8 protein-coding genes are annotated in these 13968 nt (G+C 48.5%); 4 read left to right on the top strand and 4 right to left on the bottom strand.

What is annotated here, in order from left to right; genetic code table 11:
• Positions 1-132 precede the first annotated feature (132 nt).
• Together IEY13_RS17140 and IEY13_RS17145 are read left to right on the top strand one after the other, a co-directional pair.
• Positions 133-2070, top strand: a complete 1938-nt coding sequence (locus tag IEY13_RS17140) for a glycoside hydrolase family 97 protein (protein WP_229687900.1) — start codon at positions 133-135, stop codon at positions 2068-2070.
• Between the two features lie 12 nt (positions 2071-2082).
• On the top strand, positions 2083-4698 hold the full coding sequence (locus IEY13_RS17145; RefSeq protein ID WP_188954321.1) for a glycoside hydrolase family 31 protein: 2616 nt from the start codon (positions 2083-2085) through the stop codon (positions 4696-4698).
• Positions 4699-4794: 96 nt separating this feature from the next.
• Here IEY13_RS17145 and IEY13_RS17150 read toward each other — a convergent pair whose 3' ends face one another.
• Complete coding sequence (locus tag IEY13_RS17150) at positions 4795-5484, bottom strand: RloB family protein (protein ID WP_188954323.1); 690 nt, start codon at positions 5482-5484, stop codon at positions 4795-4797.
• Complete coding sequence (locus IEY13_RS17155; protein WP_188954325.1) at positions 5474-6721, bottom strand: AAA family ATPase; 1248 nt, start codon at positions 6719-6721, stop codon at positions 5474-5476. The genes IEY13_RS17150 and IEY13_RS17155 overlap by 11 nt, the downstream gene beginning before the upstream one ends.
• A gap of 229 nt (positions 6722-6950) precedes the next feature.
• On the opposite strand from IEY13_RS17155, the gene IEY13_RS17160 reads away from it, so the two are divergent.
• Positions 6951-8144 carry a helix-turn-helix domain-containing protein gene (locus IEY13_RS17160; RefSeq protein ID WP_188954328.1) on the top strand — a complete coding sequence of 398 codons (1194 nt, stop codon included), beginning with the start codon at positions 6951-6953 and terminating at the stop codon, positions 8142-8144.
• A gap of 79 nt (positions 8145-8223) precedes the next feature.
• Positions 8224-10527 carry an outer membrane beta-barrel family protein gene (locus IEY13_RS17165; RefSeq protein WP_188954330.1) on the top strand — a complete coding sequence of 768 codons (2304 nt, stop codon included), beginning with the start codon at positions 8224-8226 and terminating at the stop codon, positions 10525-10527.
• Between the two features lie 21 nt (positions 10528-10548).
• On the opposite strand, the gene IEY13_RS17170 is transcribed toward IEY13_RS17165, so the two are convergent.
• Both IEY13_RS17170 and IEY13_RS17175 read right to left on the bottom strand, forming a co-directional pair.
• The gene (locus IEY13_RS17170) at positions 10549-11889 is read right to left on the bottom strand and encodes a family 43 glycosylhydrolase (RefSeq protein ID WP_188954332.1); all 1341 of its coding nucleotides are present in this window, start codon (positions 11887-11889) and stop codon (positions 10549-10551) included.
• A 5-nt stretch (positions 11890-11894) separates the two neighbouring features.
• On the bottom strand, positions 11895-13808 hold the full coding sequence (locus tag IEY13_RS17175) for an alpha/beta hydrolase-fold protein (RefSeq protein WP_188954334.1): 1914 nt from the start codon (positions 13806-13808) through the stop codon (positions 11895-11897).
• Between the last annotated feature and the right edge of the window lie 160 nt (positions 13809-13968).

Consider the following 13968-nt stretch of genomic DNA (forward strand, 5'->3'; position numbering starts at 1 on the left):
TTTGTATAAAATAAAGTCTGTTTTGTTACTATAGCTACGAAAAGCAGACGATTACTTTTGAGTGTTTCCCGTTGTGTTACAGATACATCCACAACACAATGGGAAGCACTTACTGTTAATACCAATAGCAATATGAAAAGAAATATGCGATGGCTTGCGATATGTGTTGCCCTGTTAGCTAATGGCACCATAAAAGCACAACAGGCCACCATTACCTCGCCTGACCAGAAAATAAGCGTACAACTGATGGCCCCTGCAGGCAGCAGCCCCGAAGCCGGTTACCTGAAAGTGCGGTACACTGCCAACGGCAAAACCACGGAAGCCATACCCCGTATTGATCTGGGCCTGGTGTTAAACAACCAGGACTACGCAAAAGCACTCCGCTTTATAAAGGCAGGCAAACCCACGGTTATTCGTGAGCAGTACACTGCCCTGCATGGCAAAAAACTCAACCGCAGCAATACCGCCAACGAAGTGGTACTGACTTTTGATAACGCTGCCAAAAACAGATTAAACCTGATTGTAAGAGCTTATAACGATGGCATAGCCTTCCGCTACGAGCTGCCGGAAAAACAGGGCAGCTTTACCGTAAACGATGAGCTTACCGCCTATACCATAGCACCGGAAACCACCCGCTGGATGGAAAAGTGGAACCCGGCCAATGAAGGCCTGTATACCGCTATGAGCAACGACAAAGTGCAGCAACAGGAATGGTGTTACCCGGCCCTGTTTAATACCGGCGACAGCGCCTGCTGGTTTTTACTGCACGAATCGGATGTAAACCGCAGCTACTGCGGCTCTAAACTCAGCAACCTGGCAGATAAAGCGAGCTACAAAATCACTTTTCCCGACCCTAAGGATGGCAGAGGTAAGGGTGAATCTGCCCCCACCATAAGCCTGCCCTGGAAATCGCCCTGGCGTGTGGTTATAATGGGCAGCCTGGCCGATGTGGTAGCCTCTACCCTGGTGGAAGATGTGGCCCCTGCCTCTGTGCTACCCAATACCGCATGGGTAAAACCGGGAATGGTTTCGTGGAACTATTGGTCAGACAATCACGGCACCAAAGATTACAACACCGTATGCCGCTTTGCCGATCTGGCTGCTACCATGCACTGGCCCTACACCCTGCTGGATTGGGAATGGGATGCCATGGGCAATGGCGGCAAGCTGGAAGATGCGCTTACCTATATCAAATCCAAAGGCATAAAGCCACTGATGTGGTATAACTCCGGCGGAGACCATACCTGGGTAAGTGCTACGCCTAAAGACCGGATGCTTACCCATGAGAACCGCGTAGCAGAGTTTACCAAACTGAAGCAACTGGGCGTAGCCGGTGTAAAGATTGATTTTTTTGAAAGTGAAAAGCAGGATATGATCCGCTATTACCTGGATATACTGGATGATGCTGCGCAATTTGAAATGATGGTATACTTTCACGGTTGTATAGTGCCCCGCGGCTGGTCAAGAACCTACCCCCACCTGATGACCTACGAAGCCGTACGCGGCGCTGAATGGTACAACAACGGCCCGGAGTTTACCTACACCGCACCAGAGCACAACACCATACTGCCCTTTACGCGCAACGTAATAGGCCCCATGGATTATACGCCGGTAACCTTTACCAATTCCCAATACCCGCATATTACCTCCTACGGGCATGAGCTGGCTTTGAGTGTTCTGTTTGAAAGCGGCATGCAACACCTGGCAGACAGACCAGAGGGCTATTACCAACTGCCCGATGCACCCAAAAACTTTTTACAGCAGGTACCCAACACCTGGGATGAAACCAGATTGGTGGATGGCTACCCCGGTAAAGAAGTGACCCTGGCGCGCCGCAAAGGCAACAACTGGTACATAGCCGGTGTTAACGCAGAGCTGAAGGAGAAAAGAAAAAGCCTGCCCCTTACCTTTTTACCCGGCAACACGCGCTACCAGGTTACGCTGATAGCAGATGGCAAACATGATAAAGATTTCAGCACCACGTATTCTGTAACAGACAGCACCGGCAAGCTGAACGTAAAGCTGCTGCGCCGCGGCGGTTTTGCGGCCGTGTTAACACCCATACAATAAACCTGGCGCCGTATGAAATGGATAACCGTAGTATTACTGGGTATGGTACCCGCTGCACTGTGCAGCCAAACCTACCGCAGCCACACTATCACAAAAGATAAAGTAGTAATAGCGCTGACAGAAGGCAACCTGAGCCTTACACCCCTTACTACCAAAGCCATACGCGTACAATGGCTAAAGGAACTGCCTGCCGAAAAGCAGCAGTTTGTGTTGCAGAACCCGCAGCCGGTACCAGGCTTTACCTGCCGGGAAACAGACAGCACACTGCTGGTTAGCACCGCAGAGGCGCGGGTAAGCTTTCACAAACGCACCGGCATACTCAGCTTTCGCGATAAAAACGGAAAGCTGCTGCTGAGCGAAACCGCTAACAGCAGAAAACTGCTGGCAGACTCCGTTGACGGCGAGCCCTGTTACCGGGCACAGCAGGGTTTTGCCACATCCGAAAATGAATACCTGTTTGGCCTGGGGCAGTTTCAGGATGGGCATTACAACCTCAGAAACACAACCCGCAAACTGATACAGGTAAACACACAAATAGCCATACCCTTTCTGTACTCCAGCAAAGGATATGGGCTGTTATGGCATCAGTACGGGCTTACCTGGTTTAACCCGGCAGACAACGCCATAGCCTTACAGAAAAAAGATACTGCCACCGGTGGCAAAAAAGAGGCCGAGGTAACTACCACCACCGGCACCCAACGCATATCGCAACAGCAAAGTGTATACACCGGTAGTTTTACCGTACCGCAGGATGGAGATTATACCCTGATGCTGGATTTGGGAGATATGGATAACCGCCACCTGGTAATTGTAGATGGTGCTGCGTGTATCAATCAATCTAACCTTTGGCTGCCACCAGCCGTAAGCAAAATAGTAAAACTCAACGCCGGTACCCACACCGTACAGGTGGTATGCAAAGCCAGCAATACACCACAGCTATCTTTCCGCCCGGCGGATAACGAAACCGTATTCCGCTCACCACATGCCCGGTCGCTCGACTATATTGTATTCACCGGCAAAAATGCGGATGAAGTAATAGCCGGTTACCGCCAGCTTACAGGTGAAGTACCTATGCTGCCTCTGTGGGCCTATGGCTTCTGGCAATGCCGGGAGCGGTATACCAGCGGTGAGCACCTGGTAAAAACCGTACAGGAGTTTCGCAACCGCAAGCTGCCTATGGATGTAATTGTGCAGGACTGGCAATACTGGGGCAAATACGGCTGGGGCGTACCTAAGTTTGATGAAACCCATTACCCGCAACCCGAGCAGTTTATACAACAGCTGCATAACCTGCATGCCCGCTTTAACATATCTGTATGGGAGAACCTGGATAAAAAGTCGGACGTGGCAAAGCCTTACGTGGCACAGAACCTGTACATACCCAACAGCCCCTGGGTAGATATGTTTAACCCCGCAGCCGCTAAAACACACTGGAATGCGTTAAACACCAACCTGTACAGCAAAGGAGTGGACAGCTGGTGGATGGATGCCACCGAACCGGAAAACGATGCGCTCGCCGGTAAACAAACGTATTTTGGCCCAGGCAACTTTTACCGCCTCACCTACCCCCTGTTTGTAAGCAAAGCCGTGTACGAAGGCCAGCGCAACACAGATACCACCAAACGCGTAACCATACTCACCCGATCTGCCTTTGCCGGCCAGCAACGCTACGGTACCATTAACTGGAGCGGTGATATTGGCTGGGACTGGGATACCTATAAACGCCAGATAGTAGCCGGCCTCAACTATCACCTTACCGGCATGCCTTACTGGACAACCGACATCGGCGGCTTCTTCCGCCCCGGCCGCCATCAGTATACCGATACCACTTATCACGATATACTCACCCGCTGGTTTCAGTGGGGCTGCTTTAATTCCATCTTCCGCATACACGGCTATCAAACCGAAACAGAACCCTGGAAATACGGCAACGTAACAGAAAGCCGCATGCGCACCATGCTGCAACTGCGCTACCGCCTGATGCCTTACATGTATTCCGCCGCATGGCAGGTACATAAAAATGCCTACACCATGATGCGCCCGCTGGTAATGGATTTTGCCCGGGATGAAAAAGCCGTGGCACAGCCTTACCAATATATGTTTGGCAACGCCTTTCTGGTAGCACCGGTTAGCGCGCCAGGCGTAAACACCTGGAACGTATACCTGCCCAAAGGCCAGCCCTGGTATAACTTCTGGAGCGGCCAGCGTTACCAGGGCGGACAAACCGTTAACACCGATGCCCCGGCAGATAAAATTCCGCTGTACATAAAAGCAGGCTCTATTGTGCCCATAGGCAAACCTTTACAGTACACACAACCCAACGCCACCGACACAGTAGAGATAAGAATATACACCGGTGCCGATGGCAACTTTCAGCTGTATAGCGATGCCGGTGATGGCTATGCATACGAAAAGGGCGCTTACACCGTAATACCCTTTCATTGGAACAACCGGCAGCAAACATTGACCATTGGTAAACGGAAGGGCAGCTACCCTGATATGTTGCAAAAGCAGGTTTTTAATATTGTTTGGGTGAATGAAACGCAGGGGCATGGCGCATTAACAACAAATGCACCTGATAAGACTATTGTATATACAGGAAAAGAAATGAAGGTAAAGACTAAATAAGCAGAATCAGGGATGAGGTATGGTATTAAAATTTAGCTGTGCTATCAGATGAAACATCGTTCTTACCGGAAATCAGGAAGGCGCGATGTTTCGTCCTTAGTGCTGCTCTACATAAGCAAGTAGTTTTTCTACCAGCAAGTATATCCTTGTATAAGGATTCTTTTTTGCGGGATTTTTACCTGTATGTTCACGTTCCAGCATATATCCGTATTTAATGGCCTGCGCCACATTACCCTTTTCTGAAATGAGTTTGATCATTGCTATAGCATCTGCCTTGCCTTTGCCATACTTCCGGCCTAACTGATCACTCAATATATCGGTATACTGGTTTCTATGCAAAGCATTATTCTGGTATTGAAAATGCAGCACATACCAAAACTCGAAGCACTCATTAGAGTAACCAGGTTCAATGTTCGCATTTTGGGCCATAGACACTGCAGTATCAAAATCCTTATCAGTAAAATCATCCTTATCAAAAACTGCCCATACTTCATCAAAAGCGGGTTTTGACGCACTCCTGCTTCTTTCGTCACGCTTTGCAATAGCCGTTTCAACAATTTCAATGGTATTTCTCCCCTGCCCCGTTATCACAATCGTTTCCATCATGTGCCTCGGCAGTAGCTGCCTGAAATGCTCAAAGTACAAAGGCTCTGTATTCTTACCTTCTGTGACTATTAAAAAATAACGTCGCTGCTCAATAGTTTCTACAGACTTCCCGGAATCAATTTTATCTTTCTCCAGGCCCTTTAGAAAATCGGCAAAAAAAGACTCCTTCTTATTTGGCATTGCTTAATAAGGATTCAAATTCTTCAATAAACGGTATCGCTCCATACTTTCCTTCCAGATAGCTCTTATCATATGGGCTTTCTTTGCGGGGCTTATATTCCACCAATGCAGTTACACTGGAAGCTCCTTTTTCATCTTTGGAAACAAAATAAATCTGATCCCGCCTCAGTAAAACTCTATCCAATAAAGCAGTATCATGACTGGAAACAAAAAGCTGGGCTTTAAATTTAGCCTTATCCGAATTAAATAACCTTATAATGGCTTTACTTAACAAGGTATGTAACCTGGCATCAAACTCATCTATTACTATTACTGCATCGCTTTCTATTGCAAACAGTATACTTCCAATAAGATTAAAGTATTTGTTAGTGCCTGCTGATTCATCCTTGTGTAACAGGAATGAAGTATAACCTTCCACTTCGCCCTGCTTATTGTATTTCAGGTGCCTTGTTTCAACACGTGGCTCTATTCTGGCTCTAAATAGATCATTCTGTTTGGCTGCATTTATTACTCCATCGTCTTCGGATGCAAACAAATCTTCTATCCCCAAATCAGCCCGTTTAATCAGCTCTTTAATTTTAGCTGCATGAACAGGATTTTGCAGGTATTCCAGCGTTTTGCGGGAAGTGGACTGATCATCCAGTCCTGAAATAACAGCCATTTTTTTAAACCAATGAACAATCTCCAAAGCCTTCTCCACATTCCACTGTGAGCCAACGGTCAGAAACAATGCGTTGGATCGGGTTTTCTTTACTAAGTCTTCACCATCAGGAAAGCGTTTTTCATCAATTTCAAACTCCTGCCCTATGCGTAAAAACACCGGATAATCTTTTCCATTGGGGCTTTTTGCCTCCAGCAGCCATTCCTTATGTACCTTTTCAGAATCCAGCTCAAACCCATACCGATAACGGATGCCATTGAGTATAAATTCAGCTTCAAATAAACTCGGTAACTTTTCAGTTTCCGTGCTTAAAGCAAACGGCTGAGGAAAAAGTTTTTCAGATAAGGACTCGTTTACTGAATCTGCTATCCAGGTTTTATAAAACAACAACGCATCTATTATTTTAGACTTACCACTCGCGTTATGGCCGTATAGTACGATAGAACGCAACAAATCCATCCCAGCCTCCTGAAAAATATTAGAATCAGTATGCTCGCTGATACCGGCAGCATTAAAGTTTATTACAACAGGTTCTTTTACACTTTTGAAATTCTTCACCTTGAAGTACACCAGCATTCCATCACGTTTTGTGCTAAATTAATCCTAAGTGTGATATTTTATCACGTTGCGTAATAAAATATCACGGAAAAACGCGCAAAACACGTCATTTTTTCACTAAACAGCGCACCAGGTCATGTTTAATGAAGAAAATGCGCAAAAACTGGAATTTTAATCACATGACTTATACCCGACAACAAACCCATTCCTTTTACTTGTATATTACTTACCCATTCAACCAATATTCATGTACTTCCAGTTTGGCCTGCGCAGCTCTTTACTGCTTATCTTTTTCACACACCTGGTGGTATATGCCTTCCTTTTCTGGAAAAGGGGCATAAAGCAGGAGCGTCTGGCAGACAGGCTCTTAGGTACATTTCTGTTTTTATCGGCCCTGTTTATTTTTCCCTGGATGGCTGGTTTTGCCGGCTGGTACGATACACAGCCTTACCGCGATGTGCTGTTTTACACGCCCTTTATACACGCGCTGTTTTTTGGGCCGCTGCTGTACCTGTATCTGAAAAGCCTTACCAATAACGGGTACCGGATGACGCGGAAAGATTGGCTGCATTTTTTACCCGGCGGCCTGTATATATTGTGGAGTTTGGTGGTGGCTGTTACCGATAAATGGATAGTGAAAGACTATTACCTGATGAACGGCTACAGCGACCCCGATTTTGACAGCTGGTATAGTCTGGTATGGTCGCTCAGTTTGCTCACCTACCTCATTTTCGCCATACGCTATTACCGGCAGTACATTGCCTTTAGCCAGTACGAGTTTTCGTTTGCCTGGGAGGCGGGTTTTAAGTGGCTGCGCAATTTTTTGTATGTGTTTTGCATGCTTACCCTGTTGCTGCTGAGTGAACAGATTTTATCACTGTTCATCAACCTGCATTATGTCCGCTCCTGGTATTACTTTTTTGCCTTTGCGCTGATGGTGTATTATATGGCCATTACCGGGTACAATACCGGGCCCGTGCCGTATATCAAACTCAATTTTCAGCCGCAGCTGCTGCTGGAATACCGGGCTCCCCTGCTGCTGGAGTATCCGCTGGCGGCGGTGAATGACCAGCCGGAGGAAGCGCCGGCCTGGATGAACGACTGGAAGCTACAGGTACTACAACTGGTGGAGGCGGAAAAAGTGTATACTGACCCGGAACTGACCCTGACCCAGCTGGCCCGTAAAATGAACACCAATGCCTCGCTGCTGAGCAAAGTAATCAATACCTGTTTTCAGCAGAACTTCAACGACTTTATCAATTATTACCGCGTGCAGGAAACCATTCGCCTGATGCAAAGCGGGGAACACCGGCACCTGAATCTGCTGGTGATTGCCTATGAAGCGGGGTTCAATTCCAAATCCACCTTTAACCGGGCCTTTAAAAAAGTAACCGGTAAAACGCCGGGCGACTACCCCGGAGCGGCCCAACCCGGCCAATAACAGCAACTTGTGGTGTCAAATCATATATTGAAGCGATGGCGCATGCCCGCAACAATACCTTGCTACCCAAAATCACACTATGAAATTTGGGTTGTTTGGAATAGCACTTTTAGGTAGCCTGGCAGTGCAGGCACAGCTAAGCGGCACCGTAACAGATGAGAAAAATCAGCCGCTGCCGGCTGTAACCCTGCGGCTGTGTACAAACGCCGATTCGGCGGTGCAGCATACCACCCGCACCAATACTGCGGGTTATTTTCAGCTGCCGCAGCAGGCCAATACCTACCTGGAAATACAACATACCGGCTACCAGCTGCGCCGGATTACCAACCCCACAGGCAACCTGGGCCGTATGGTACTTACCCCGCAAGCCAATATGCTGGGCGGCGTAACGGTAAAAACCAGGTTACCCTTTGTGCAGCAAGGCACCGACCGCACTACTATTAGTATTAACAGCCAGGTGCTGAAACTGGCCGATAACGCGCTGGATGTGATAAGGCTGGCGCCTGGGTTAACCATTTCAGATAACGAAGATGCTATTGCCCTGAGTGGCAAAGAGGCGGTACAGGTAATGATTAACGATAAACCGGTACGTTTAAGCAGCCGCGACCTGGTAAAACTGCTTAAATCCATGCCTGCCGCCTCTCTTAGCCAGTTGGAGGTAATGAGCAACCCCTCTGCCAGATACGACGTAACCGGTAATACTGCGCTGCTGAATATTAAAACCCGGCAGCATGTAATACGCGGGTTAACGGGCAACCTGGATGCCTCTACCTCGCAGGGCGTTCATAACATGGGCGATGTATCCGGCCTGTTCAACTACGGCACCCCCAAACTGGCAGTGAGTACCTACCTGGGCTGGCATTACGGCGCCTATCAAACCCGGTATAACAAAGAAACGATGCTAAACAGCAACCTGCTGGCACAGCAGAACACCACCCTGGACAAATGGCGCGACCCGGTAGTACGTTTAACAGCGGAATATCACCTCAACAGCCGGCAAACCATTGGCGGGCTGATAGAGCGGGAAGTAAGCACCAATAAAGGCAGTTATGAAACCACCTCACAAATAGCCCGACAGCAAACCAACACTTACGCTTATAACCCCAACAAGCGGTACTGGACAACCTTCAACATCAACTACCGCTATGCCGATACTACCGGTAATGAGTTTACAGTAGATGTTGACCGGGCGGGTTATACCAAAGAAGATACCAGCCGGATAGCCACAGATGCACAAAGACATTTGCAATACATCACACATACGGTCATCACCATTACCACTGCCAAAGCAGATTACACACACAACTGGAAAAACAAATGGAAACTGGAAGGCGGCGTAAAGCTGTCAGCCGTAAATACCGACAACCGATTTACCCAAAGCGATGTACCGGGCAATGACTATTTTGTATACCGGGAAAAAGTGAACAGCGCGTATGCCAACCTTTCTAAAAACTACCGCAAATGGGGCTGGCAATTGGGCATACGGCTGGAGCAAACCCACGTAAAAGGAACCGGCACCGATGCAGCAGGCACACATTTTCAGCGGCCGGATTCTGCTTATACCAACTGGTTACCTGCTATATACCTCAGCTGGCAGCCTTTAGCAGGTCAGCACCTGCGGCTATCGCTGAACCAACGCATTAAAAGACCGGACTACACCGATTTGCAACCCTTCACCTATCAAACCGACCCCTACCATTACCAAACGGGCAACCCGTTGTTGCAGGCGCAGAAGAATACCAACATAGAACTCAGCTATACCTGCAAAGAAAAATTCACCCTCACCGCAGCGTATACCCATACCGGCAATTATTTCAACCCCGTACAGTACCGTAAAGGAGATATTACATACCAGACCACACAGAATGCAGGTACCATGAACAACTGGGATATAAACCTGAATTACCCCATAACCATCCGCAAATGGTGGACGATGGTAAACAAAGCCTCGGGCTTTTACAATCATTTCAGCGGGCAGCTTTTGGGGGGTATGCTGAATATTGGGCAATGGAGCTATACCGCCAGTACCAGCCAGCGTTTTACGCTTCCCGCCAAACTACAACTGCAGCTGAGCGCCCGGTATGCTTCCCCGGTAACAAACTTAATTTATCACCAGGGAAGTAATGCCAATGTAAGCCTGGGGCTTAGCCGTAAGTTATTTAATAATAAGGGAAGCGTTGGTATATCGGTCAGCGATATCTTTCTTACCCAGCGTAATATTACCACCGTTAACTTCGGCAGTTTACAATATACCAATTACAGCACCTGGGAAAGCCGGCGCATCAGCCTGCGGTTTAACTGGCGCTTTGGCAATACCAAAGTGCAGCAAACGCAGGACCGCGAAACCGGCAACAGCGATGAAAAAGGCCGTAGCGGCAAGTAGCACCGTGTGCAACACCCCTGCTTATAACGCCAGCTGCAGCCAGTCCACCTCGCAACTGCCCTGCCCTTTTAAGGTAACCACCAGGTTTTGTACGCCTGCCGGTTTGCCTTTTACGGGCGCAGTTACTACCTGCCACTGGTTGCCGCTTTTTACAGGTACTTCTGCAACTACCGGCCCCTTTACACTGTTCAGCCGTACCTGTAAGGTAGCACCGGTTGCAGATACCACACGGGCCTGTAAGGTTTTGAGCGGTTGGCTGCCAAAATCAACGCTGTTGTATTGCACCCAGCCATCCGTATTTTGAAAAACGGTTTTCCAGCCACCGAATGTGTTGGTGGTATCCAGAAAGGCTATGCTGGCACCGCCAGGGCTGATGTGGCTGTAACGGTCAATCTGTATGGGGTTGGTGGCCTTGGTAAGGCCTGCGCCGCGTAGCGTGGGTATCACTTTGCGGATGGTTCCATCCGGTTCAAAGAACAGGCTGTCTATACGGATAGACCTGTTTTTATCGAAACGTGGTGACAAATCGTTATTATGATAAAACAGGTACCACTGTTTGTTGTATTCCATGATAGACTGGTGGTTGGTCCAGCAGCCGGTAGGCGATTCATCCATAATAACACCGGTAACCGTAAACGGCCCCATAGGGGTATTGCCCATAGCATATTCCAGGCTTTCTGTTTTGTTGCGCACATGCGGATAAGTCAGATAGTATTTGCCACCACGCTCAAACAGCCACGGCCCTTCTTTCAGGCCCTGTGTGGGCATATTGGCTATTACTACCGGCTCACCATCCAGCTCCAGCATATTCTCCTTCAGTTTGGCCATGTACAGGTTGCCCTGTGCCCAGTACATATAAGCCTGCCCATCTTTATCAATAAATACATTGGGATCGATACCGCGTACGTTAGCCATCGGCTCCGGCTGTGGTGTAAAGGGGCCCTCCGGTTTATCGGCTATGGCTACGCCAATGGAAAAGCCTCTGCCTTTGGTGGTGTCTTTGGCGGGGGCCGGGAAATAGAAATAGTATTTGCCGTTGCGGTATACACAGTCCGGTGCCCACATGCTGTAAGCGGTGGGCGCTGTCCAGTTGGTTTTATCCTGGCTCACAATTACGCCGTGGTCTGTCCAGTCTGTAAGGTTGTCAGAAGAAAATACATGATAATCTTCCATACAAAACCAGTTGGGGCGGCCCTGGCCCGGCCCGCATTTAATATCGTGCGAAGGGTATACATATACCCGGTTGTTGAACACCCGTGCAGAAGGATCGGCTGTAAACTGGTTGGTGATAAAAGGGTTCTGAGCCTGCGCACCGGCACCGGCCAGTAAAGGCAACAGTATAGATAAGAATTGTTTTTTCATATGTTTTATTTAAACAACAGTTTGGCAAACTGATACAGGTTATTGCGCCATACCGGCCAGGTGTGGCCGCCGGGGTATTCACTGTATGTATAGCGTACATGCAGCTCATCCAGCTTTTTCATCATATTCTGGCAATTGTTCCAGGCAATATCTTCCTTGCCGCCCATGGCTATCCAAAACTGTTTCAGGTTATTGTTAATGGTAGTGGCATTCTCTTTCATAAAAGCATATTGCTGCTCTGCCACCGGTTGCTGGCCGCCAAACCAGCCGGAGCTGAACACGCCCAGGTAATTAAACAGGCTGGTATTGCTTACACCTGCGTACAGGGTTTGCAAACCGCCCATAGATAAACCTGCCAGCGCCCGCCGACTGGCTTCTTTAGAAGCACGGTAGTTGCTTTCCACCGTGGGTATCACTACATTCTTCAGTTCATTCTCAAATGCTTTCAGCGCCATCTCGTTAAAACCACCGGTACCTACGTTGCCATCCATCATTACCACCAGCATGGGTTTTGCTTCGCCTGCGGCAATCAGGTTATCCAGTATCAGATCTGTTTTCCCCTGGGTACTCCAGCCGCGCTCATCTTCCCCGCCGCCGTGCAGCAGGTACAATACCGGGTATTGCTGGCCTGCAGCATTATCATACCCCGGCGGCGTATAAATAAACATGCGGCGCCAGGAGTTGGTAACCATAGAAAAATAGCGGTGCATACGTACCCCGCCATGCGGCACATCCTTAGTGGCATAATAAGCGCCACCGGCAAAAGGTATTTCAATACCTGCAGCCATGCGGCCCATGCCGTAAAAAGTTTCGCTGGCCGGATCGGCCACCGCTACTCCATCTATCAGCAGCGAATAATAATGAAAACCTTCACTGATTGAATCGGTGGTTACCGTCCAGTAACCGCCGGTATCTTTAGCCATATCGTATTTCCTGCCCAGATCAACCTGAACCCGCTGCGCTTCCGGCGCTTTCAGGCGAAACACTACGCGGTTATCCGGCAGTATCTGTGGATACCGGGCGTTGCGTACATTGGTGGTGGCAGGTGTACCCAGCAGCGTATACTGCGTAAAAACAGAAGGATCTACGGGTTTAAACAGAAACTGCGAGAACATATACAGCCCGTTTTTCCATACTTTAAAATCGTGCACGCCGGGTTCAATATAATACACATGCGGCACCTTGTTTTCGTACAGGTAATCGTGTGTGCGTTTGCTGAAAGTAATAAGGTTATCATTATCGCCGCAGGATATCCATAACAACTTCAATTGCTGGCGGGCCTTTTCCGGATCAGGCACCAGCAGTTCCGGCTTTTTAGTATTGGGGGCAGAAGAAAAACCGCCTACCCAGGCAAACTTATCCAGATTGCCCAAACCAAAGTTGAGGGATTGACCGCCGCCCATAGATAAACCGGCAATAGCACGGTTTTCGCGGTTGGTCAATACCGGAAATTGTTTTTCTACATAAGGGATAAGGTCGTTTAACAAATCCTGCTCAAACGTGGCAAAAGCCTGCACCTTATCCTGTGCCATAATATTGCCGGTAGGCCGGTCATCCTTCATGGCCCGGCCGTTGGGCAGCACTACTATCATGGGTGAAAGCTTGCCCTGTGCATACAGGTTATCCAGTATAATCTGCGGAGTGCCACCGTTGAGCCATTCCTTTTCATCGCCGCCAATACCATGTAGCAGGTACAGTACGGGGTACTTCGTTTTTTTAGAGTAACCGGGCGGCGTATAAATCAACGCCCGGCGCGTGGTGCCCACGGTTTTGGAAGCATATTGAATGGTATCGATTTTTCCGTGTGCAATAGCCGTTTGCAGCACATCAAAGCCCTGCGGGGCATGTTTTACAACTTGTGTATGCCCGGTAATAAAGGCGATACAAAAACCAGCAATCGTAAGCGTTAGCCGTTTCATGATGATGAACGTATTTATGATCAAAGTTTATAATAGAAACAAATGATATGGCAAGCCGGCACAGGCAGGTGCAGAAGAGTGAGTTACCGGCTTTCGCCCGACAATAATAGGACTTTTCCCGATTTTTGCAATCGATTACATAATTTATTCAAAATTCGTC

The sequence above is a fragment of the Filimonas zeae genome (genome assembly GCF_014641615.1).
GTDB lineage: Bacteria > Bacteroidota > Bacteroidia > Chitinophagales > Chitinophagaceae > Filimonas > Filimonas zeae.